Annotated in this window: 20 protein-coding genes; 11 read left to right on the top strand and 9 right to left on the bottom strand. The window is 66.9% G+C overall.

Going from position 1 to position 21,754, the window contains the following annotated elements; all coding sequences use genetic code 11:
* The first annotated feature begins 92 nt into the window (after positions 1-92).
* The 6 genes from K8O92_12520 to K8O92_12495 are packed head-to-tail and all read left to right on the top strand — an operon-like array spanning position 93 to position 8,225.
* The gene (locus K8O92_12520) at positions 93-1,718 is read left to right on the top strand and encodes a methylcrotonoyl-CoA carboxylase (GenBank protein UAK34586.1); all 1,626 of its coding nucleotides are present in this window, start codon (positions 93-95) and stop codon (positions 1,716-1,718) included.
* A 5-nt stretch (positions 1,719-1,723) separates the two neighbouring features.
* Positions 1,724-3,781 carry an ATP-grasp domain-containing protein gene (locus K8O92_12515; GenBank protein ID UAK34585.1) on the top strand — a complete coding sequence of 686 codons (2,058 nt, stop codon included), beginning with the start codon at positions 1,724-1,726 and terminating at the stop codon, positions 3,779-3,781.
* Positions 3,778-4,938 (top strand): acyl-CoA dehydrogenase family protein, encoded by a 1,161-nt coding sequence (locus K8O92_12510; GenBank protein ID UAK34584.1) that lies wholly within the window; start codon positions 3,778-3,780, stop codon positions 4,936-4,938. Before K8O92_12515 ends, K8O92_12510 begins: the two co-directional genes overlap by 4 nt.
* Entirely contained in the window at positions 4,935-5,447 is a 513-nt protein-coding gene (locus K8O92_12505) for a MaoC family dehydratase (protein ID UAK34583.1), read from the top strand. Before K8O92_12510 ends, K8O92_12505 begins: the two co-directional genes overlap by 4 nt.
* Positions 5,444-6,253 (top strand): CoA ester lyase, encoded by an 810-nt coding sequence (locus K8O92_12500; protein UAK34582.1) that lies wholly within the window; start codon positions 5,444-5,446, stop codon positions 6,251-6,253. Before K8O92_12505 ends, K8O92_12500 begins: the two co-directional genes overlap by 4 nt.
* A gap of 31 nt (positions 6,254-6,284) precedes the next feature.
* A complete protein-coding gene (locus K8O92_12495) occupies positions 6,285-8,225 on the top strand; it encodes an acetoacetate--CoA ligase (protein ID UAK34581.1) in 1,941 nt (646 codons plus the stop codon).
* Between the two features lie 22 nt (positions 8,226-8,247).
* Here the strand turns inward: K8O92_12495 and K8O92_12490 are convergent, their stop codons facing one another.
* The 3 genes from K8O92_12490 to K8O92_12480 are packed head-to-tail and all read right to left on the bottom strand — an operon-like array spanning position 8,248 to position 9,115.
* Positions 8,248-8,649, bottom strand: a complete 402-nt coding sequence (locus K8O92_12490) for a PIN domain-containing protein (GenBank protein ID UAK35656.1) — start codon at positions 8,647-8,649, stop codon at positions 8,248-8,250.
* 29 nt (positions 8,650-8,678) lie between these two features.
* Positions 8,679-8,900: a type II toxin-antitoxin system VapB family antitoxin gene (locus K8O92_12485; protein ID UAK34580.1), complete on the bottom strand. Its 222-nt coding sequence runs from the start codon at positions 8,898-8,900 to the stop codon at positions 8,679-8,681.
* A gap of 32 nt (positions 8,901-8,932) precedes the next feature.
* On the bottom strand, positions 8,933-9,115 hold the full coding sequence (locus tag K8O92_12480; protein UAK34579.1) for a hypothetical protein: 183 nt from the start codon (positions 9,113-9,115) through the stop codon (positions 8,933-8,935).
* Between the two features lie 204 nt (positions 9,116-9,319).
* Here K8O92_12480 and K8O92_12475 point away from each other — a divergent pair, with 204 nt between their 5' ends.
* The 4 genes from K8O92_12475 (at position 9,320) to K8O92_12460 (ending at position 13,980) form a co-directional block, all read left to right on the top strand.
* On the top strand, positions 9,320-9,628 hold the full coding sequence (locus K8O92_12475; GenBank protein ID UAK34578.1) for a TetR/AcrR family transcriptional regulator C-terminal ligand-binding domain-containing protein: 309 nt from the start codon (positions 9,320-9,322) through the stop codon (positions 9,626-9,628).
* 583 nt (positions 9,629-10,211) lie between these two features.
* On the top strand, positions 10,212-11,453 hold the full coding sequence (locus tag K8O92_12470) for a TetR/AcrR family transcriptional regulator (GenBank protein UAK34577.1): 1,242 nt from the start codon (positions 10,212-10,214) through the stop codon (positions 11,451-11,453).
* Positions 11,454-11,602: 149 nt separating this feature from the next.
* Positions 11,603-12,844, top strand: coding sequence for a TetR family transcriptional regulator (locus K8O92_12465; GenBank protein UAK34576.1), 1,242 nt, complete (start codon positions 11,603-11,605; stop codon positions 12,842-12,844).
* A gap of 251 nt (positions 12,845-13,095) precedes the next feature.
* Positions 13,096-13,980 (top strand): aldo/keto reductase, encoded by an 885-nt coding sequence (locus K8O92_12460; protein UAK34575.1) that lies wholly within the window; start codon positions 13,096-13,098, stop codon positions 13,978-13,980.
* A gap of 114 nt (positions 13,981-14,094) precedes the next feature.
* Here the strand turns inward: K8O92_12460 and K8O92_12455 are convergent, their stop codons facing one another.
* Both K8O92_12455 and K8O92_12450 read right to left on the bottom strand, forming a co-directional pair.
* Complete coding sequence (locus K8O92_12455; protein ID UAK34574.1) at positions 14,095-14,289, bottom strand: ferredoxin; 195 nt, start codon at positions 14,287-14,289, stop codon at positions 14,095-14,097.
* Between the two features lie 9 nt (positions 14,290-14,298).
* The gene (locus K8O92_12450) at positions 14,299-15,477 is read right to left on the bottom strand and encodes a cytochrome P450 (GenBank protein UAK35655.1); all 1,179 of its coding nucleotides are present in this window, start codon (positions 15,475-15,477) and stop codon (positions 14,299-14,301) included.
* Between the two features lie 239 nt (positions 15,478-15,716).
* On the opposite strand from K8O92_12450, the gene K8O92_12445 reads away from it, so the two are divergent.
* Positions 15,717-16,448 carry a helix-turn-helix domain-containing protein gene (locus K8O92_12445; GenBank protein ID UAK34573.1) on the top strand — a complete coding sequence of 244 codons (732 nt, stop codon included), beginning with the start codon at positions 15,717-15,719 and terminating at the stop codon, positions 16,446-16,448.
* Between the two features lie 45 nt (positions 16,449-16,493).
* Here the strand turns inward: K8O92_12445 and K8O92_12440 are convergent, their stop codons facing one another.
* Genes K8O92_12440 through K8O92_12425 form a run of 4 tightly spaced genes read right to left on the bottom strand, consistent with a single transcriptional unit; the run spans position 16,494 to position 21,117 of the window.
* Positions 16,494-17,171 (bottom strand): DUF5663 domain-containing protein, encoded by a 678-nt coding sequence (locus K8O92_12440; GenBank protein ID UAK34572.1) that lies wholly within the window; start codon positions 17,169-17,171, stop codon positions 16,494-16,496.
* A complete protein-coding gene (locus K8O92_12435) occupies positions 17,155-19,467 on the bottom strand; it encodes a type IV secretion system DNA-binding domain-containing protein (protein UAK34571.1) in 2,313 nt (770 codons plus the stop codon). Before K8O92_12435 ends, K8O92_12440 begins: the two co-directional genes overlap by 17 nt.
* Before the next feature lie 13 nt (positions 19,468-19,480).
* Positions 19,481-20,176: a hypothetical protein gene (locus K8O92_12430; GenBank protein UAK34570.1), complete on the bottom strand. Its 696-nt coding sequence runs from the start codon at positions 20,174-20,176 to the stop codon at positions 19,481-19,483.
* Positions 20,177-20,217: 41 nt separating this feature from the next.
* Positions 20,218-21,117, bottom strand: coding sequence for a hypothetical protein (locus tag K8O92_12425; protein UAK34569.1), 900 nt, complete (start codon positions 21,115-21,117; stop codon positions 20,218-20,220).
* Positions 21,118-21,754 lie beyond the last annotated feature (637 nt).

Here is a 21,754-nt window from a genome sequence, read left to right as displayed (position 1 = left end):
CGCGTTCCTTTCCACCGACCTGGACAACTCGGTTAATCAACACTAACCTGAATTCCAGTTATCGTCGACTAACTGGACGACAGGATGGCGTGATGACCGTTACCGAAGAGGCCGTCGACAATCGCGCCGCGCACGCGGCGCTGGTCGACGACCTGCGCGCCCGGCTGGCCGCCGCGTCGCTCGGCGGGCCCGCGAAGGCGCGCGATCGCCACGTCGCGCGCGGCAAGCTGCTGCCCAGGCAGCGGGTGGACCGGCTGCTGGATCCGGGCAGCCCGTTTCTCGAGCTCTCCCCGCTGGCCGCGACCGGGATGTACGGCGACGAGTCCCCCGGCGCCGGGATCATCACCGGGATCGGCCGGGTGTCCGGGCGCGAATGCGTGATCGTGGCCAACGACGCGACGGTCAAGGGCGGCACCTATTACCCCATGACGGTGAAGAAGCATCTGCGCGCGCAGGAGATCGCGTTGCAGAACCGGTTGCCGTGCGTGTATCTGGTCGACTCCGGCGGTGCGTACCTGCCTCACCAGGACGAGGTCTTCCCCGACCGGGAGCATTTCGGGCGCATCTTCTTCAATCAGGCGACCATGAGCGCCAAGGGAATTCCGCAGATCGCCGCGGTACTCGGCTCCTGCACCGCCGGAGGCGCCTACGTGCCCGCGATGAGCGACGAGGCCGTGATCGTGCGCAATCAGGGCACCATCTTCCTCGGTGGGCCGCCGCTGGTGAAGGCCGCGACCGGGGAGGTGGTCACGGCCGAGGAGCTCGGCGGCGGTGAGCTGCACTCGCGCACCTCCGGCGTCACCGACCATCTCGCCGAGGACGACCAGGACGCGCTGCGCATCGTGCGCCGCATCGTGGCCACCCTCGCACCGCGCACGCCCGTCCCGTGGGAGGTGCGGCCCACCATCGCACCCGCCGCGCCACAGTCGGAGCTCTACGACGTGGTGCCGGTCGACCTGCGCACCCCCTACGACGTGCGTGAGGTGATCCATCGCCTGGTCGACGGAACTCCCGACGGCGAGAGCGGCTTCCACGAGTTCAAGGCCGAATACGGCAAGACCCTGGTCACCGGATTCGCGCACATCCACGGGCATCCGGTGGGCATCGTCGCGAACAACGGCGTGCTGTTCAGCGAATCCGCCATGAAGGGCGCCCATTTCATCGAGCTGTGCGACAAACGCAGCATCCCGCTGCTGTTCCTGCAGAACATCACCGGCTTCATGGTCGGCCGCGACTACGAGGCGGGCGGTATCGCCAAGCACGGCGCGAAGATGGTCACCGCGGTGGCCTGCGCGCGCGTGCCGAAGCTCACCGTGGTGATTGGCGGCTCCTACGGCGCGGGCAACTATTCGATGTGCGGGCGCGCGTATTCCCCGCGGTTTCTGTGGATGTGGCCGAACGCCCGGATCTCGGTGATGGGCGGCGAGCAGGCGGCGTCGGTGCTGTCGACGGTGCGCGGCGACCAGCTCGACAGCAGCGGGCAGCCTTGGTCAGGCCCGGGCGGGAGTAGGGAGGGATCAGTCGCAGCCGAGGAGGCGTTCAAGGCCTCGATCCGGGAACAGTACGAAAGCCAGGGCAACCCCTACTACTCGACCGCCCGGTTGTGGGACGACGGCGTCATAGATCCGGCAGACACCAGAACCGTTTTGGGACTGGCTCTTTCGGTATGTGCGCAAGCCCCGCTCGAACCGGTCTCCTACGGCGTTTTCCGGATGTGATGGCGATGTTGAACAAATCCGTTCCCGTCGGATTCGACACCGTGCTCGTCGCCAACCGCGGTGAGATCGCGGTACGGGTGATCCGTACTCTGCGTGCCTTGGGCATTCGCTCGGTGGCCGTCTACAGCGACGCCGACGCCGACGCCCGCCACGTCCACGAAGCCGACTCGGCGGTGCGCCTGGGCCCGGCCCCCGCCCGGGAGAGCTACCTCGCCATCGACCGCGTGGTGGCCGCCGCCGTGCGCACCGGCGCGCAAGCGGTTCACCCCGGCTACGGTTTCCTCTCCGAGAACGCCGCCTTCGCCGCCGCGCTGGCCGAGGCGGGCATCGTCTTCCTCGGCCCACCGCCTCGCGCGATCGAGGTGATGGGCGACAAGATCACCGCGAAGAACACCGTGGCCGCGTTCGGCGTCCCGGTGGTGCCCGGCATCGCCACACCCGGTCTGACCGACGACGAGCTGATCGCCGCGGCCGCCGAAGTCGGGTATCCGGTGCTGGTCAAGCCGTCCGCGGGCGGTGGAGGCAAGGGCATGCGCCGGGTGGACGATCCGGCTCGGCTGCCGGAGGCGCTGCGCAGCGCCCGACGTGAAGCCGCCGCCGCGTTCGGCGACGACACGCTGTTCCTGGAACGCTTCGTCACCCGGCCGCGGCACATCGAGGTGCAGATCCTCGCCGACCAGTTCGGCAACGTGCTGCACCTGGGCGAGCGCGAGTGCAGCTTGCAGCGCCGCCACCAGAAGGTGATCGAGGAGGCCCCCTCGCCGCTGCTCGACGCCGCCACCAGGGCCAGAATCGGAGCCGCCGCCTGCAACACCGCGCGCAGCGTGGATTACGTGGGCGCGGGCACGGTGGAGTTCATCGTCTCCGCCGACCGCCCCGACGAGTTCTTCTTCATGGAGATGAACACCCGCTTGCAGGTGGAGCACCCCGTGACCGAGCTGGTCACCGGCATCGACCTGGTGGAAAGCCAGGTACGGGTGGCGGCGGGGCAGAAGCTGGCGGTGGCGCAGGACGACATCCGCATGGTCGGGCACGCGATCGAGGCCAGGGTGTACGCCGAGGATCCCGGGCGCGGATTCCTGCCTACCGGCGGCACGGTGCTCGACCTCGACGAGCCGCAGGGCCCCGGGGTGCGGGTCGATTCGGGCCTGCGGATCGGCACGCGCGTCGGCAGCGACTACGACCCGATGCTGTCGAAGGTCATCGCGCACGCCGGTGACCGCGCCGCCGCGCTCGCGAAACTCGACCGGGCGCTGGCCGACACGGTCCTGCTCGGCGTGACCAGCAATATCGAGTTCCTGCGCTTCCTGCTGGCCGACCCGGACGTGGCCGAGGGTCGGCTGGACACCGACCTGCTGGACCGGCGGGTGGCCGACTTCCATCCCGCCCCGGTCGGCGACGACGAGTTCGTCGCCGCGGCGGCCTGGCACTGGCTGCGCCGCTGGCCGGCCGCGCCGCGCGATCCCTGGGAAGTCCCGTCCGGCTGGCGGATCGGGGCCGACGCGCCCACACCGATCCGGCTCGCGGGCGGCGAGCGGGTCGAGCACGTCTACCTCTCCGGCACACCCGACAACGGCGCGGTGCGGGTCGGTGACGGCGAAAGTCTCTCGCTGACAGCCTCTTTCACCGATTCCGGCGATCCGTACGCGGGCGTGCTCACCCTCACCCGCGACGGCCTGCGCCGCACCTACCGGGTCGCAGAGCAGGACGGCCTGCTGTGGGTGGCCGGACCGTCGGGCATCGCGGGGTTGCGCGAAGTGGCCGAGACGAACGTGCGCGGCGGTGACGAACACGTCGGCGACGCCGAAATCCGCTCTCCCATGCCCGGTTCGGTGATCGCGATACCGGTCGCTTCCGGCGCCGCCGTCGCCGCGGGCGATCCGGTGGTCATCGTGGAGGCGATGAAGATGGAGCACTCGCTCACCGCGCCGGTCGCCGGAACCGTCGAACTGCTGGTCGAGCCCGGCGTCCAGGTGCGCCTCGACCAAGTGCTGGCGCGCGTCGTCGCGCAGGCCGAAACGAACCACGCCGAACAGGCCGAACGAGAAGGAACCCCCACATGACCGACTTCCTGTCCACCGGCACGCTGCCGGAGGAGTACCGGGATCTCGCGCTGACCGTGCGCGACTTCGCACGGTCGGTGGTCGCGCCGGTGGCGGCCGAGCACGACGCGAACCACACCTTTCCCTACGCAGTCGTCGCGGGAATGGCCGAGATGGGTCTGTTCGGCCTGCCGTTCCCCGAGGAGTACGGCGGCATGGGCGGCGACTACTTCGCCTTGTGCCTGGCGCTCGAGGAGCTGGGCAAGGTCGACCAGAGCGTGGCGATCACGCTGGAAGCCGGTGTCTCGCTGGGCGCGATGCCGATCTACCGCTTCGGCAACGACAAGCAGAAACAAGAATGGCTGCCGCAGCTGACCAGCGGCCGCAACCTCGCCGCGTTCGGCCTCACCGAACCGGGCGCGGGCAGCGACGCGGGCGGCACCAGGACCACCGCGGTCGCCGACGGCGGCGAATGGATCATCAACGGCAGCAAGCAGTTCATCACCAACTCCGGCACCGACATCACCAAGCTCGTCACGGTCACCGCGGTCACCGGGCAGACCGGCGGCAAGAAGGAGATCTCGACCATCCTGGTGCCGACCGACACACCCGGTTTCGTCGCCGAGCCCGCGTACAACAAGGTGGGCTGGAACGCCTCCGACACCCATCCGCTCAGCTTCACCGACGTGCGCGTGCCCGAGGACAACCTGCTCGGCGAGCGCGGCCGCGGCTACGCGAACTTCCTGCGCATCCTCGACGAAGGGCGCATCGCCATCGCCGCGCTCTCGGTAGGGGCCGCGCAGGGCTGCGTGGACGAGAGCGTCCGCTATGCCAAGGAGCGGGAAGCGTTCGGCCAGGCGATCGGGCGCAACCAGGCCATCGCTTTCAAGATCGCGAGGATGGAAGCGCGGGCGCATGCCGCCAGGACGGCCTACTACGACGCCGCGGCGCTGATGCTGGCGGGCAAGCCGTTCAAGAAGCAGGCGTCCATCGCGAAGCTGGTGGCCAGCGAGGCCGCCATGGACAACGCCCGCGACGCGACACAGATCTTCGGCGGCTACGGCTTCATGAACGAATACGCCGTCGCCCGGCACTATCGCGACAGCAAGATCCTGGAAATCGGCGAGGGGACGACGGAGGTTCAGCTGATGCTGATCGGACGGGAGCTGGGCCTGTGACCCGGCGCGCGGTCGTGCAACGCGGCCTGTGGTTCGAAGAGTTCGACACCGAGGTGGTCTACGAGCACCGACCGGGCCGCACCATCACCGAGGCCGACAACGTCCTGTTCACCACGCTGACCATGAACACGCAAGCGCTGCACTTGGACGCGGCGTTCAGCGAGCGGCTGCCCCCGTTCAACCAGCGGTTGGTGAACTCCATGTTCACGCTGTCCACCCTGATCGGGTTGTCGGTGGCGCAGCTGACCCAGGGCACCATCGTGGCCAACCTCGGCTTCTCGGAGGTGGCGTTCCCCAAGCCGCTGTTCCACGGCGACACCATGTACGCCGAGACCGTGGTCACCGACAAGCGCGAGTCGAACAGCCGCCCCGGAGAGGGCATCGTGACCTTCGCGCACACGGCACGCAACCAGCACGGCGACGTCGTCGCCACCGCGGTCCGCAAAACGCTGGTCCGCAAAGCTCCGCCCTCCGCGGAGACGTCCGCCCCGGAGGGGGACCTGGCATGAGCTGGCAGATGGCGGGACCGGCGTGGTTGTTCTGCCCGGCCGATCGTCCCGATCGCTTCGCGAAGGCGGCCGCGGCGGCGGACGTGGTGATCCTGGACCTGGAGGACGGCGTCGCCGCGCACGACAAGGCATCGGCGCGCAAGGCGCTGCTGGACACGCCGCTGGACCCGGAGACCACCGTGGTGCGGGTGAACGCGGCCGGCACCGACGAGCACGCGCTCGATCTCGCGGCGCTGGCCGACACCGTCTACCGACGACTGATGCTGCCGAAATGCGAGTCGGCCGAACAGGTCTCGGCGCTGGCGGACTACGAGGTGATCGCGCTGATCGAGTCGCCCCTCGGCGCGCTCACGGTCGGCGAGGCGGCGGCGAGCAACGCGATCGGCGTCATGTGGGGCGCGGAGGACCTGGTGGCCGGGCTCGGCGGCACCGCGAGCAGGCACGCCGACGGGAGCTATCGCGACGTGGCCCGGCATGTGCGCTCGACCACGTTGCTGGCCGCCAAGGCGCACGGCAAGTTCGCCCTGGACTCGGTGTATCTGAACCTTCGCGATCCGGAGGGTCTGCGCGCCGAAGCCGAGGACGCGGTCGCTGTCGGTTTCGACGCCAAGGTCGCGATCCACCCGTCCCAGGTGCCGGTGCTGCGGGCCGCCTACGCGCCGTCCGAGCAGGAGCTCGCCTGGGCCATGCGAGTGCTGGAGGAGGCGCCGAAGCATCGCGGTGTCTTCGCCCTCGAGGGCAGGATGGTCGATGGCCCCGTGTTCCGGCACGCCGAGCAGATCGTGCGGCGCGCCGACCGCGACTGAGCACCGAGTTTCCACAACCAGGAGGACCGCGATGCAACCCCAATGGGTGCCGACCGAAGAAGACATCGCCAGCGCGACCATCACCGACTTCGCGCGATTCGTCGCGGCGCGCACCGGCGTGCACGCGGCCGACTATCACGCGTTGTGGCAGTGGTCGGTCGAGGATCTCCCCGGTTTCTGGCACGCGCTGTGGGACTACTTCCAGCTCGGCGACGTCGCGGGTGAGGTCCTGGCGAGCGCCGAGATGCCGGGAGCCCAGTGGTTCCCCGGCACCCGGTTGAACTACGTGGACCAGGTGATCCGGCAGTTACGCACCGACCGGCCCGCGATCAAAGCCGTCAGCGAGGACGCCGCGGTACGAGAAGTGTCCTGGGTCGAATTGATCGACCACACAGCGGCTTTCGCGCAGACGCTGCGTGCACTGGGCGTTCGGCCCGGCGACCGGGTGGCCGGGTATCTGCCGAACATCCCGGAGGCGGTGGTCGCGTTCCTGGCCACCGCGAGCATCGGCGCCATCTGGAGCGCTTGCGGCCAGGACTACTCGCCGAAAGCCGCGCTGGACCGGCTCGGGCAGCTCGAACCCACCGTCCTGGTCACCGCCGACGGTTACCGTTTCGGCGGCAAGGCGCACGACAAGCGCGACGACATCGCCGCGTTGCGCGCGGGCCTGGAATCCTTGCGGGGCACGATCGCGGTTTCCCGGCTCGGGCTCGAGGTACCGGACGCGACCTCCTGGGACGAAGCGGTCACCGCCACGGAGGCGGTGATCACCACGGAGCCGGTGGATTTCGACCATCCGCTGTGGATCGTGTTCTCCTCCGGCACCACCGGTCTGCCCAAGGGCATCGTGCACGGCCACGGTGGCGTGGTGCTCGAACACCTGAAAGCGGTTGCCCTGCAATCGGACATCGGTCCCGAGGACACCTTCTTCTGGTACACGAGCCCGAGCTGGATGATGTGGAACTTCCAGATCGCGGGTCTGCTGGCCGGAGCGACCATCGTCACCTACGACGGCAGCCCGACCGCTCCGGCTCCGGACGCGTTGTGGCGTATCGCCGCCGAAGTCGGCGCGACCGTGCTGGGCACCAGCCCCGGCTACGTGCTGGCGTGCATCAAAGCGGGCTCCGTACCGCGCGCCGACCACGACTTGTCGGCGCTGCGCACCGTCGGGATCACCGGTTCCGCGCTGCCCACCTCCTCGGCGCTGTGGCTCGGCGAGAACGTCGGCGAGCACGTACAGGTCTCCTCGATCAGCGGCGGCACCGACGTGGTGTCGGCCTTCATCGGCGGCGTGCGCACCGTGCCCGTGTGGCCCGGTGAACTGTCGGCGCCCTACCTCGGCGTCGCGCTCGACGCCTACGACCCGGCCGGGCAGCCGGTACGCGGCGAGGTGGGCGAACTCGTCGTCACCGCGCCGATGCCGTCCATGCCGGTCTCCTTCTGGCGCGACGAGGACGGAAAGCGTTACCACGACGCGTATTTCGACATGTTCCCCGGCGTCTGGCGGCACGGTGACTGGATCACCGTCACCGATCACCACAGCGTGATCGTGCACGGGCGGTCGGATTCCACGCTCAACCGGCACGGCATCCGGATGGGCAGCGCCGACATCTACCAGTCCGTGGAACGGCTCCCGGAGATCGCCGAGGCGCTGGTGATCGGCGCCGAGCAGCCCGACGGCGGATACTGGATGCCGCTGTTCGTGGTCCTCGCTCCCGACGCGGAACTCACCGACGAGCTGAAAACCCGCATCGACCACACCATCCGCACCGAGGTGTCGCCCCGCCACGTCCCCGACGAGATCATCCTCGCCCCCGGCATCCCGCACACGCGCACCGGCAAGAAGCTGGAAGTGCCCATCAAGAAGCTGTTCCAGGGCGCCGAGCCGAGCCGCGTCGTCGAACGCAGCGCGGTGGACGACCCGGACCTGCTCGACTGGTACGCGGGCATTCGGCCGGCGGCGCGCAGCTGAAGCGGCGACCGCGCATGAGCGCCTAGTGGAGGCTGCCCTGTGGCACGACCCAGACATGGGGCTGCCTCGTCAACGCCGCGATATGCTCGAAGTCCGCGTCGTAGTGGACCAGTACGGCCCCATGGAATTCGGCGACGGCGGCAGTGATCAGATCCACGATCCCCGCGGCTCGATGGTGGCCTTTGCGAGCCATCAACTGCTGAACCTCTCGTGCACGCTCGGCGATCGTCTCATTGATCGGCAGGTTGACGTAGAGAGCGCGACGGCGCTGTGCGATGTTCTGCACGTCGGCGAGGTTGCGTCCGGAGTAACCGGCTTCCAGGTCTACCGTGACACAGGTCGCGGCCGCGCGATCGGCAATCAGTCCGGCGATCACAGCACGCACCGGCTCGTGCGCGAGTCGGGCGCTTGCGGAGGTGTCCACGAGATGCAAACGGAGCGGGGTGGTTTCGCTCAACGGCGAGCCTCGCGCATTATCTCGCCGTCACCGATGTCGGGGCCGACGCCGAACCCGTACGGATCGGTCAGAACCTGTTCGATCCTGCGCCTCCGGTCGGCGACGAACTGCAGTGCCGCGTTCACCGTGTCTTTCTTCGTGGTGGTGCCCAACTCCTTGGCGGCGAGGGCTAGGGCTTCGTCGTTCACATCGATCATCGTCTTCATATACATCAGCATATATCTGTGGAAACCTTCCGGGCAATACTGCGTCATCTGCGGTAGACGCGCCCTCCTATCGATGCGGTGAAGACCGCAGGCCGCGCGCCGCGGGCGGCGTTCAGGTTGCGCTTCTCCTGCGGGGTGAGCCGATAGCGCGCCGTGATCCGCCGTGCCGCGGCGACCACAGCGCCCACCACAGGTATGGGGTCCACCGGGTGCAAAGCCAACGCCATGCCGAACTCCTTACCAGAAAGACGCACCGTCACAGTCGTATTCGGACGAACGGGGGCGCCGGACGGTTTTCGGTCCCGAATCGGGCCGCCCGGCCTCGACCGTCCGGCATCGGCCGGAGTCCGGGTCGCTCCTCGCGCCGAAGAACCAGCCGGTCCGCGGCAGTCGGCATCGCGAGTCCGAGGGCATCCACCACGCGAGCATCCATGCCGCCCGGGCCTGCTGCGCTGCTGGACGCCTACTGGCGCCACCATGTGCTGCCTCGGCGCGAACGCTCGCGCGCCCTGCTCGAACAAGCTCGAGCCGCGGGCGTCCTCACCCCGGCAGCCGACCTCGACATCCTGCTCGACATGCTCAACGGCGCGATCATCCACCACCTGCTGCTGGAACCCGTCCGATCCCAAGCGAGCGAAGACCCGCGACCGGCCGACCTGACCGCATACCTGCGCAGCCTGCTGCGCCAAACCGGCTTCGCCCTCCCGGCCGGCTCCGACGCCTCGCCTCCTGCGGAATAGCGATCCATCCGAGGACATCGCACCTCGCCGCGTTGCCGGTCGCCGAGATCGAACACCGTGGACTCGCCGTCGGCGGTATCGAGCCCGGCCCACCGACTCCGGCACGGTTTCGGTCTCGCGGGCGAGCCGGTGCGGGAGCGCTCCGATGAACGCAGGGACTACCGGAGAGCGCCTCCGCACCGCCGGGAACCGCCGTCCGCAAGGACCTTTCGCACCTCGGGTACGGCTGCGATCGCTGCGAGATCCGCGCCATCACCACGGCGTCGCGCGGAAGGCCCGGGTTGGTCGTCAGCACGCCAACATAGCAATATGTAAATACGAATTCTTCACATTATGTGGTCTTGTTCTGCACATATATTAGTGTAAGTTTATCCTCGTTCGACAACCTGCACGGCATGGCGTCGTGGTGCCCCCGCTCCGCCCAGTCGGGTTGTCGATTTCCGGGCGCACCGGCGCGGACAGCACACCTCGTCCCCCGGAGCCCGGCGCACAGGTACGGCTCCCGGGGGCCGCTCATCCCCGGGAGCCGTATCGCGTGACACGGCGGCCCCGGCCATACGACCAGGTCGTTACGATGTTCGTCATGAGTGTCGACAATCGCCGTACGGCGCGGAAGGCGAGCAGCGGCGACTCGGCACCTCGGGAGATCCGGCGCAGGCCGAAGAATCGCCGTGCCCAGATCGCGGCGGCGTCGGCGGCCGCGTTCGGCGCGCTGGGCTACCACGGCGTGAGCATGGACGACATCGCCTCCGGGCTCGGGATCAGCTCCGCGGCGCTGTACCGCCATTACCCGAGCAAGTACGCGCTGTTCCGAGAAGAACTGTTGCGCGTCGGCCGGGCGATGACCGAGTCGGTCCAGTTGCCCGAGGAGGCGGCGCAGTGGCCGGCCGAGCAGCGCCTCCGGCACGTGCTCGACGCGCTCATCGCGGTCACGATCGAGAACCGCCCGACCGTCACGCTGGTGCGCTGGGAGGGCCGGTACCTCGAGCCCGACGACCAGACCACGCTCAACGAGCAACAGGCCACGGTCCTCGGCGCACTGGGCGGCGAGCTGGCCGCGCTGCGCCCGGAACTCGCCGAGGAAGACCTGCGCGTGCTGCGCGCGGCCCTGCTCAGCACGATCACCAGCGTCGCCGACCACCACGCCGCTCTTCCCGTGAAACCGCTTGCCCGCCTGCTGCATTCGGCGTGCTGGTCGGTCGCGCACGCGAAACTGCCCGCACAGCGCGCGGTCGAGCCGGTCGCGGTGGTGGAGATACCGGACTCGTTCAAACACGAACTGCTGCTGCGCAAAGCGGTCGAGCTGTTCCATGAGCGCGGCTATCCGAACGTCAGCGTGGAGGACATCGCGACGGCCGCGGGCCTGTCGGCGGCCTCGGCGGTATACCGGTTCTACCGGGGCAAGAGCGATATCCTCGCCGCCGCGTTCCGCCGGGCGGCCGAACGGGTTTCCGGCGCTGTCGGCCCCGCCGTGGCGGCGGCCACGGATGCCGAGGACGCGCTCACCGCGCTGATCGCTCAGTACGTCGCCGGATCGTTCGCCGAACGCGCCCTCACCTTCGTGTATTACACGGAGTTCCAGCATGTTCCGGTCGAGGAGCGCACGGTCCTGCGCAATATCCAGCGGCTCAGCGTCGAAGAGTGGGCGCGGTTGCTGCGGGAGGTGCGCTCGGAGCTCACTCCGGCCGAGGCGCGCATCCTCGTCCACGCGGCCTTCGCGGTGGTCGTCGACCTCGGTCGCGCCTTCGGCAACGAACCGCTTGCCGCCCAGGACCGGGTGCGGCTGCTGATGCAACTGGTGCTCTTCGGACGGCCCGCGCGCTAGCGCTATATGTTATCGCGAATTCTCGGATGAATGTACGGATAATGCGACTTGAAAGCTGGTTCGCAGCTTCTTTGTGATCTGCCGTTCAATTCTTCCCCCGGTAGGGAAACGCTGGGGTGCCGGAGGTCTGACTGGGCTACCATCGCGGCATGGGTGCCCGGGATCGCCGCGCTGCGGACAAGGCGGCCGACGGGACACCCGCACGGGTGGTCCGGCGCCGGCCGCGCGACCGCCGCGCCCAGATCGCGGCGGCGTCGGCCGAGGCGTTCGGCGCGCTGGGCTACCACGGCGTCAGCATGGACGACATCGCCTCGCGGCTCGACATCAGCTCGGCGGCGCTGTACCGCCACTACCCGAGCAAGTACGCGTTGTTCCGCGAGGAAGTGTTGCGGCTGGGCGCGGTCAGCCAGGAAGCCGCGCGGCTGCCGGAAGCCACCGGCCTGCCCGCCGGACAACGTCTCGAACGAGTGCTCGACGCTCTGATCGCGGCCGCCATCGCCAACCGGCGTAGCGCCGCGTTGTTGCGGTGGCAGCGGCGCTACCTGGAGGACGCCGACGCGGCCACCCTCGCCGACCAGCTCGCCGGTGTGAACGCCGCGCTCATGTCGCTGCTCGCCGAGACCAGGCCCGCGCTGTCCAAGGCCGACCGCGCCGTGCTCGCCACGGCGGAGCTGAGCGTGCTCAGCAGCATCGGCGATCACCACGTGTCGATCCCGGTGCGGGCGCTCACCGCGCGGCTGACCGCGGCCTGCCGCGCGGTCGCCGCGTGCGAGCTGCCCCCGCCCGGCAGCGCCGAAACCGAGAACCTCGCCGCCGAGATCCCGCTGACGTTCAAACACGAATTGCTGCTGACGCGCGCGGTCGAGCTGTTCCACCAGCGCGGGTACCCGAACGTCAGCGTCGAGGACATCGCGACCGCCGCCGGACTGCCCGCCTCCTCGGCGGTGTACCGGTTCTATCGCGGCAAGGGCGACATCCTCACGGCCGCGTTCCGCCGAGCGGCGGATCGGGTGTCGGCCGTCATCGGGCCCGCCGTCGCCGCCGCCGAGACGCCCGAGCAGGCGCTCGGCACGCTGATCGAGTTGTACGTAGCCGGCTCGTTCGCCGAGCGCGAGCTGACCTTCGTCTACTACGCCGAGATCAGCAACGTGCCGCCGGAGGAGCGCACCGTGCTGCGCAACATCCAGCGACTCAATGTCGAGGAGTGGGCCAAATTGCTGGTCGCCATGCGGCCCGAGCTTTCCCCGGCTGAGGCGCGCTTGCTCGTGCACGCCGGATTCGCCTTGGTGGTCGATCTGGGTGAACGCTTCGGCTCCAGCGACCCGGTCTGCTCGCCAGGGCGTGTGATCCGCTTGATGCAGGTGATCCTGTTCGGCCGACCGGCGCAGTAGAGCCGCACACCTGCTCGACGGCGTCGAGTGCGGTGGGGCCCGCACCCCCATCGAGGCGTTACCAGTGCGGCGAGCTACACGCAAGCTCGGGCCCCGCCGAAGGACTTCGCGGAGTATTACGCCAGCGGCGAACACCTCGGAGGGAATCGACCCCGCTTCACCGCTGTTGCGGCAGGAGGAGCGCGCGTTCCGATCGACGCGACGCTCGTGGAGCATTTCCCCAGTTTGCGGCTTCGGAAGGAACCATCCTCATGAGCACAGATATCGACGCCCAGCCCGCCGCTGCCTCCGGCACCTTCGCCATCGGCGGCGATCTTCCGGTGCACCGGCTCGGGTACGGCGCGATGCAGTTGACCGGCCCCGGGGTGTGGGGTGATCCGAAGGACCCGGACGAGGCGGTAAGGGTCCTGCGCCGCGCGGTGGAACTCGGCGTGAACTTCATCGACACGGCCGACTCCTACGGCCCGTTCGTCAGTGAGAATCTGATCCGCGAGGCGCTGCACCCCTATCGCGATGATCTCGTCATCGCCACCAAGGCGGGGCTCACACGGCAGGGGCCCAACGAGTGGCGTCCGGTCGGTAGGCCCGAATACCTGCGCCAGCAAGCCGAACTCAGCCTGCGCCACCTCGGTGTCGACCGGATCGACCTCTACCAGCTGCATCGCATCGACCCCCAGGTGCCGCTGGCCGACCAGCTCGGCGAACTCGTCGCGCTCCAGCAGGAGGGCAAGATCCGCCACATCGGCCTGTCCCAGGTGAGCGTCGAACAACTGCGTCAAGCGCGTGAGATCGCCACCATCGCCTCGGTGCAGAATCTGTACAACCTGGCCAACCGGGCCGACGAGGACGTACTGAACTACGCCGAACAGGAGAACATCGCGTTCATTCCGTGGTTCCCCATCGCCACCGGTGAACTCGCCGCCCCGGGCGGTCCCCTGTCGACCGCGTCCGCCGAACACGGCGCGACCCCCGCCCAGCTCGCCCTCGCCTGGCTGCTGCGCCGCTCCCCCGTCATGCTCCCGATCCCCGGCACTTCCAGCGTCGCGCACGTCGAGGAGAACATCGCCGCCGCGCGAATCACACTGACCGACAGCGAATTCGAGGCCCTGACCGCCGCCGGACCGACCGGAGACTGACCGGCCCGACTATGGTTCGCGGCAGGACGGTGCCGCCTCAACGGCCGAGTGGCTGCCGGCCCGAGGTAGCGGCGCCAACTGTCAGGCGCGAACGAGCGTCGCCCCGCAGCTGAGTCATTCGGCGTCGATCCGAATCGCCGCAGCCGGGCACGCCTGTTCGGCTTCGCGCACCGCGGCATGGTGGCAGCGCGGCGGTTCGGGTCGCAGCACCACCGACTTGCCGTTGTGGTCCTGATCGAACACCTGCGGTGCGGTCAGCGCGCACATGCCCGCCCCGATGCACAGTTGCCGGTCGACATTGATCTTCATCCGCTTCCCTCACCAGGTAACCGGCAGTGAGTGCACGCCATAGATGTCCAGGCCGTGCCGCAGCGGAACCTCGGCGGGCGGCACCGCCAGCCGCAGCCCCGGGAACCGCCGCAGCAGTGCGGGCAGCGCGACCCGCATCTCCACGCGGGCCAGTTGCTGACCGAGGCACTGGTGCACGCCGTGGCCGAAGCCCAGGTGCCCGACCGCGTTGCGGGCGACATCGAGGGTGTCGGGGTCATCGAACTTCGCGGGATCGCGGTTCGCGGCTTGAATCGACAGGGCGACCGTCTGGCCCGCCTTGATCACCTGTCCGTCCAGCTCGACATCCGCCAAAGCGGTGCGGGCACCGGTGTGCGCGATGCTCAGATACCGCATCAGCTCCTCGACAACCCGCTCGGTGTTATCGGGTTCGGCGCGCACCGCAGCGAGCTGTTCAGGGTGGCTCAACAGCGCGAAAGCGCCGAGCGACAGCATGTTCGCCGTGGTATCCAGGCCCGCCCCGAGCAGCAGAGCGCCGATACCGGCTAGTTCGGTGTCGGTGAGGTCGGTGTCGGTGAGGTCGCTGAGCAGGTCGTCGGTCGGCTCGGCGCGTTTGGTGAGCACCAGCCCATGCACGTACTCCTGGATCGTGGTGAAGGCCGCCAGCCGCTTGTCCATCGAGTCGTCCACCCCACCGAGGGCGACCATGTTCTCGTGGAAGAGGCCGCGGTCGGCATAGGGCACGCCGAGCAATTCGCAGATCACCAATGCGGGGATCGGGTAGGCGAAGGTCTCGACGAGATCGACCGCACCACCGGTGCGTTCCATCGCGTCGAGATGGTCTTCGGTGATACTCGTGATGTGCTCGGTGAGTTGTCGCATTCGCCGGACGGTGAATTTCCCCGCCAGCAGCTTTCGGTATCGCGTGTGCTCCGGTGCGTCGACTCCGAGCATGTCGCCCGGCACGGCAGGCGGGATGTCGCCCGCGTCGGCCAGCGGGTAGTGCGTGATCTCGTACCGCACGCTGAAGCGCGGGTCGGCGAGCACTGCCCGTACCACCGAATAGCCGGTGGCCAGCCATCCCTGGTGACCGTCGGGGAAGGTCATCGGAGTCAGCGGGCGTTGCGCGCGGATCGTCGCCAAGCCGGGAGGCGGATCGAACGGGCATCCCGCCCTGCGGGAGGTGGGGAGTTCTACTGCGTCGGGCATGGCTTGTGACACGGTGGCGCCTTTCGGGCTCGATAGTTTAGACATATCTGAACGCTATGTTGCGTTCAGAAGCGAGTCCACAAAAGACGTGGACAGTTCGCCGATATATGCAGGTAATTGACAAATCTGGATTGCAACGATCTGAAGCTCAATGCAAAGACCAGGTTCTGAGAATTGCAATGAGATGCGCTTGAACGCATACTGCTACGCAATGCGAGCTGAGCCGAGAAGGGGGCACGATGCCGGGTGGCAGACTGACACCGCACGATCGCCGAGAGATCGCGAGCGGACTGGCACAGGGGCTCGGGTACGCCGAGATCGCCCGGCAACTCCAGCGGCCGACGTCGACGGTGAGCCGGGAGGTGACGCGCAACGGCGGTCCGAACCGCTATCAGCCACAGCGCGCCCAGCAAGCGACCGAGCGGCGCGCGCGTAGGCGTAGACGGCCGACCGCTCCGAGTGCGACCACTGCCGAGGACGCCGCGACGCGCGAATATCTGGATCAGCTCACCTCATTGATGGTGCGAACCGGTATCCCGCGGTCCGCGGCCAACGTGCTCGCGAGCCTCTACTCCTGCGACAGCGGCAGTCTCACCGCCGCCGAACTGGTGCAGCGACTGCGGGTCAGTCCGGCAACGATCTCCTCGGCCGTCGGTGTGCTCGAAACGCAGGGACTCATCCGCCGCGTCCGCGACGCGGGCCGCCGGCGCGACCGCTATGTTCTCGACGAAGACACTTGGGTAGAGGCGACTTTGGCGAGTGCGCGGCAGGTCCACGCTCTTGCCGAAGCCGCCCGGCACGGCGTAGACGTGTTCGGTGCCGCGACACCGGCCGGGTCACGCTTTCGCGCGATGGGAGAGTTCCTCGAATTCGTCGGGCACGACATGATCGCATCGGCCACGCGCTGGCGAACCGTCTTCGACGAGGGCTCGATACCGGTGAACGATCACCGGTCCGACTGGCGGACATGAAAAAGATCGGTCAACCGGGCCGTGACGGACAACTGGGCGAGGCGATCAGCTTCCGCGCAACCGGGCGAGCGTGGCAGGACCGATCCCTTTCACCGCGAGGATGTCGGAATCCGATGCCTCGAGCACCTTTTCCCACGATCCGAACCTAGCCGTCAAGATTTCCCGCCGGCGCTGCGGTAGACCACCGGCGGACACGGAGCCCGAATCGCTTCGAGCAAGCGTTCGAATGCGCTTCACGACCGACGGACTGATATCCGGCACCGCCCGCAATTCCCGCACACCAGCCTTGCGAATTGCCTGGACATCGCCGATGTAGATGAACAGGTCACGCGCCAGAGCCAGGTCTCGGTTCTTCGTGACCTTCTCGACGAAATCGACCATCGGTTCCGGCGCAGCACTGATGACCATCGAGCGAATCGCTATTCTATTGTCAACTATCTCCAGCTGAAGATCGTTCAGGCAGTCCATGACCTTCGTTCGATAGTCCGGACAATTCTCGGCCAGCCACTGCGCCGCCGCAGTGTCGTTCCCGGAGCGGAATTCCTCGGTGTTCATCAGCGCTTCGAACTCCTCGAGCTGCGCATCCGTCAAGCCGGCAGACAGCACACTTCCCACGCGGTATTCGAGTTGCTCATAAATCGTTTCCAAGATGGTATGGCGAATCTTCGGCGGCAGATCCACCAACCCGAGCTTCTCCAACATGGAGTCATTCAGCTCGATCATCTGCTGTGCCCCCTTCGCTACGAGCCTTGATCAGTTTGGTCCGCAGCGCATCGACGAACGATCCGGCCGCGGGGTGCGTGCGCGTGGTTCCTATTCCTTCCGCCACGACCGCCGGCTCGGATTCGGTGATGCTCTCCGCCACAGGAGCTGATTCCGCGTCCCCACCAGGTTTCGGCGACTTCATCGCGGCCTGTAGCGAACTCTTGAAGAAGGACTGACTGGACCTTTTGATCGCTGCCATCTGCCTATCCATGCCCTTGACCGACCGGGCTCGCTGGCGCGAGATGTGGTCGCCCTCCAGACTGAAGGCGGGTTGCACCATGCCGTTGAGCAGCAGCGAGCATGCGGCGTAGTGATTGGGAAGTCGGCGCAGCGCCTCGGTGGCGAATTCCGGGCCGAAGCGCCCGGCGAACTGCTCCGCATCACGATCACCCATCCGGAAGCCCAGCACGGTGCCCACGTTTCCCAGCAAGGCGTGTTGAATGGGCTCGGAGAGCTGCTCCAAATATTGATTGGCGATGACCGCATACAGGCCGAATTTCCGGCCCTCCGCCAGAATGTCCGGTAGCGCACCCTTCGAGAAGGATTGCGCCTCGTCGACGAAGAGAGCAAACGGTTTATCGGTGCTTCGCCTCAGTGCCGCAGTCCAATAGCGGGTGAGATACAGATAGCCCAGCAGCTGCGCCACGGGAGCGCCGATCTCGCCTTTCTGCAGTGAGACCACAATGATCTTGCCGTTGTCCATCACCTCGGTCGGATCGAGCATGTCGTGCCCGCTGCCCAGTATCTTCCTCAGCACGGCATTCGTTCGGAAAGCAGTGAACTTACTGGTGAACCACCCCAGGACCTCCGACAGCGTATGCGCGTCGGTCTGCTCCATTTCCTGATCCCAGAAGTCCTTCAAAAACTGCTCTTTCACCGACGCACGCTGAGTTGTCCGGTACTTCTTGTCCAGGAAAAGACGAGGCACATCCAGGAGCGATGCCCTGCGGCCCTTTGCCGCGATCAGGGTCAGCATCCCCATCCGGAACCAGGATTCCCAGCGAGGTCCCACGATGCCCTGTTGTGTGGGATCGAAGAGATCCGCGAACATCGCCGTGACATTGGCCAGCGCGGTGTCTCGCTGGAGAAGATCCGAGACGGCGAACGGGTTGATGGGCGCAGGCGCATCGAGATCCGAAGCGTCGATGAAATGAACGTCCCGCGTTCTGCTCGCCGGTAGATCGCCGAGGAGCCGGATTGCCGCGTCGCCATGCGGGTCGATGAACAGGATTCCGTGACCTGCCGCGGCCACCTCGCACGCCATGGCGCGCAACATCGTCGATTTGCCGGAGCCGGTCTGCCCCGGGATATAGACGTGGCGCGAGAAATCGGCCACGGGCAGCAGCACATCGAGAGCCTCACCTTTGGCATCTCTTGCCAGCCCGAGGCGGATACCCTCGCCCGCGGCCGCGCTGACGACCTGTTCCGGCGCGCGGACGAAATGTGCGGGGACGACCGGGAAGCCGGGGAAGGACGCCTCGTGTGCCACCGGGATGCGCATGAGAGCCGCGAGTGTGCGGGCGCCCAGGATTTCCGGTGCCGGACGGGAGTCCTCGAGACGCTGGATCTCGAGCGGAGCTCCGATCGAGCGAATCGCGGAGAGCAGCCGAGGCGACGGCTCGGCGCTACATACCAGCGTCACCGTCGCGCGGACGAACGGTCCACCCGTCCGGAGGATGCTGGTCAGTAGTTCAGGAGTCATTCCCTCCGGTCCGTTGGCATCGCGCGCGAGGTCCTCGAGGCTGCGGCCGTTCGGACCGATCGGCTTGACGATGACTTCGAGCCGTACGAAGGCCTGATCCAGCATCGCCGCACACAATCCGCGCAAGCTCGTCAGCGGCTCGTATGTGGGTTGCAGCGGCCGCCTTCGCGATGGCGTGTCCGCCCGGAACATGGAGCGGCGAATCGAGTAGCGATGCGGCAACGGCGGAGTCGGCCGCGCGACTTCCGGCTCGACCGCGCCCACTATCGGGCTGTCGGGCTCTCCGAGCAGATTCGCGAGGCCACCGAAGTGCACGGATGGTTCTCCGCTCTCGGTACGCAACGTCATGCACACGCGGAGTGACCCCGGTTTGTCGCGGGTCTCGAGCCGAACCGTCAGAGTCTCCCCGAGAGGTAGGTGCGCCGCGAACGCGTAAATTCGTTCCGAGAACCGCGAGCGCCTTTCTCTCTCTTCGTCCGTCCAAGCCGCGACCAGTGATTCGCTGGCGAGAATCTCGCCCGCGATCACCGCGATTTGTATGGCATCAGGCATCGGCCATCCCCCGTCATTGCAATTTGATTTGGCGCACAATCGAATCCGCCCATACCGCGGGCGCACCCCGTTCCCGCAGCGCGTCGACCACCTTCTCCGGACTGCTTCCCTGCGCCAGCATGTTCTCGGCGAGTGCTCTGAGCTCCTCCGCAGTACCGAGCCCGAGTTCGGGCCGGTACCCGGACGCCGGCTTCGCCGAGTCGAGCTGTTGGCGCAGGGAATCCACGGCTGCCTGGAGCATCAGCAGCTGCGCCGACTCCGGGGACCCGCCCGCCTCCGCGACCGCCACCGATCGTTCGGGGAAGACGACCGAAAGTTCCGGGCGCTGCATGGTTTCGACGACGGCCTGGACGATCTCCCTCTCGAGCACATCGGCCCAGCGGGGGCGCTGCGTGCGGTACTCGAGATGCCGCTGATTGCGCAGATCGAAAGGAATGCTCGACGTGTCGCGGGTGATCAACACGCACGGTTTGCCCAGTGCGTGCGCGAGGCCGAGTTCGTAGTACACGTTCGCGTTCTGCTCCGAGACGTCCGCCAGTATCACCGAGCTCTCCTCGATGAGGTCCCAGATCTGCCGGATCACGTTACCGGCTCGGAATATCGAATCACCCCGCTTGGCGACCATGCCGGCCTTCTCGAGTGCTGGGCCGAATATTTCGCCGAAGTACGAGTCGTAGGGATCACCGAAAGGTGAGATGACGAACGCCACCGGAGTCGATGTACCGATTGAATTCTGCCTCGAACTGTTCATCAGGGCAGCAATCCCGGCGTGGTCTTGAACTCGACCCCGTCGGTCAGATCGGAAAGATACCCCTTCAGCGCCCTATCCCGTAGGAAATCTGTCACCGGATGATCGAACCGGCGTAGAAAAGCCGAGAAATCGGGCTCTACGCGCCTGCCTTCCTTATCGTCCCGGGTTTCCGCGAGGTAGTGGAAATCGGCCCATATCGTGCCGTAATCGAGATTACCCGGCGCTTCCACACTGTATATCTCCCTGATGGTCCCACCCGGCGCCTTGATCCAGCGACTGACCGCCAGATCGATTCTGCCCAGACTGCCCAGTTGGTTCTCGTCCAACTCGATGAGCTTGCCATCGGGGCCAGGGACTTTCGACATCGACGACCCGATGAGCGCCGAGTTCTTCACGTCTTGGTTGAACCGGCCCTCCGTATGGAAGTCGTGCAAGATGTATTTGAAGGAGAAGCCGGCGCGCGCGGGGATGATGTCGCGCCGGGTCCCGTTCTTGGGCTCCGAAGAAAGTTCCATGAACTCCCGGACCTTCTCGTACAGCCGGTGAACTTCCGGCATGATGAGCCGGTACCACTCGTAGAAACGCTTCATCGAAGAGCCCGGCCGCGTCAGAGACAGCTCGTTCGAGGTGGTCAACTGCAGCCGGAAATCAGCATCAGCGTCCTTGTAGTGCACGCCCACCGAGTCGTCCGCCGAGGTGCGATTCAACTGGTCGAAGCTGTACAAACCGGATCGCGCGAGGAGTTCGTACGCCTCCTCGTAAACGCAGTCCGCCAGCATGCCCATCTTCGACGAGTCATCCCACGATTTGAACCGTGGGAAATTAATGGTCAGCCGGAAAAAATTTATCGCCGTGAGGTGCTTGAAAATCGGCGCCTGGGAATATTGATCCCAGTCCACGAGGAAGGCCCCACCACTCCCCCCATCCTCCCCAAACGAGGACATGACACTCCTAATGCAAAAGGCGCGATGAAGTTATCGACGTCTCACCAGCGAGGCCAATACAATTATTGCTACAACTTCGCCGGCAACACGCTTGCCAGCCTATCCGACGGACCCCGAATACCAATGGATAGTTATCATTTCGCAAAGAGTAGACCTGCACTCGAACCGTAATCTGACGATCTCCCCGACCATAGCATCGATCTCCCGGGCGGCGCGGTGTTCCGCGCAAGCGAATCACGCTGTTCCCCAGGAAGTGCCGCGTCTCCAGGGAACTAAGGGCACACTTCCCGTTGCATGCGATAGAAGTGATGGCGAAGACGGCTGGAAGATTCAGAATGGTTGGCAGTCAGAGGCATTCACTTCCGAGCGATCGGCCGGCAGATCGACAGGCGGAGCAGCGCGACACCGAGTTCCGCGTGCACCCCGACATCCCCGCCTGGGCTGCCCCGATTGCGGTCCCGGCGGATCGCGTGGATCGGGGGTTGCCGCGGCCCGGTACGCAGCGTTCGCCCTTGCTTCCGCTCGGAGGGCCCCGGCACTGGTCATCGGGCGTATGTGCGGGAGTAGGCGAAAGCGTCGCGAGAGGGCGATG

The sequence above is a fragment of the Nocardia asteroides genome, assembly GCA_019930625.1.
GTDB lineage: Bacteria > Actinomycetota > Actinomycetes > Mycobacteriales > Mycobacteriaceae > Nocardia > Nocardia sputi.
This window is presented reverse-complemented; position numbering and strand designations above follow the sequence as displayed.

Bases quoted from the DNA above. Each gene is read 5' to 3' on its own strand.
- K8O92_12520 (UAK34586.1), top strand. From the start codon at position 93: ATGACCGTTACCGAAGAGGCCGTCGACAATCGCGCCGCGCACGCGGCG.
- K8O92_12515 (UAK34585.1), top strand. From the start codon at position 1,724: ATGTTGAACAAATCCGTTCCCGTCGGATTCGACACCGTGCTCGTCGCC.
- K8O92_12510 (UAK34584.1), top strand. From the start codon at position 3,778: ATGACCGACTTCCTGTCCACCGGCACGCTGCCGGAGGAGTACCGGGAT.
- K8O92_12500 (UAK34582.1), top strand. From the start codon at position 5,444: ATGAGCTGGCAGATGGCGGGACCGGCGTGGTTGTTCTGCCCGGCCGAT.
- K8O92_12495 (UAK34581.1), top strand. From the start codon at position 6,285: ATGCAACCCCAATGGGTGCCGACCGAAGAAGACATCGCCAGCGCGACC.
- K8O92_12485 (UAK34580.1), bottom strand. From the start codon at position 8,900: ATGCTGATGTATATGAAGACGATGATCGATGTGAACGACGAAGCCCTA.
- K8O92_12480 (UAK34579.1), bottom strand. From the start codon at position 9,115: ATGGCGTTGGCTTTGCACCCGGTGGACCCCATACCTGTGGTGGGCGCT.
- K8O92_12475 (UAK34578.1), top strand. From the start codon at position 9,320: ATGCCGCCCGGGCCTGCTGCGCTGCTGGACGCCTACTGGCGCCACCAT.
- K8O92_12470 (UAK34577.1), top strand. From the start codon at position 10,212: ATGAGTGTCGACAATCGCCGTACGGCGCGGAAGGCGAGCAGCGGCGAC.
- K8O92_12465 (UAK34576.1), top strand. From the start codon at position 11,603: ATGGGTGCCCGGGATCGCCGCGCTGCGGACAAGGCGGCCGACGGGACA.
- K8O92_12460 (UAK34575.1), top strand. From the start codon at position 13,096: ATGAGCACAGATATCGACGCCCAGCCCGCCGCTGCCTCCGGCACCTTC.
- K8O92_12455 (UAK34574.1), bottom strand. From the start codon at position 14,289: ATGAAGATCAATGTCGACCGGCAACTGTGCATCGGGGCGGGCATGTGC.
- K8O92_12450 (UAK35655.1), bottom strand. From the start codon at position 15,477: ATGCCCGACGCAGTAGAACTCCCCACCTCCCGCAGGGCGGGATGCCCG.
- K8O92_12445 (UAK34573.1), top strand. From the start codon at position 15,717: ATGCCGGGTGGCAGACTGACACCGCACGATCGCCGAGAGATCGCGAGC.
- K8O92_12440 (UAK34572.1), bottom strand. From the start codon at position 17,171: ATGATCGAGCTGAATGACTCCATGTTGGAGAAGCTCGGGTTGGTGGAT.
- K8O92_12435 (UAK34571.1), bottom strand. From the start codon at position 19,467: ATGCCTGATGCCATACAAATCGCGGTGATCGCGGGCGAGATTCTCGCC.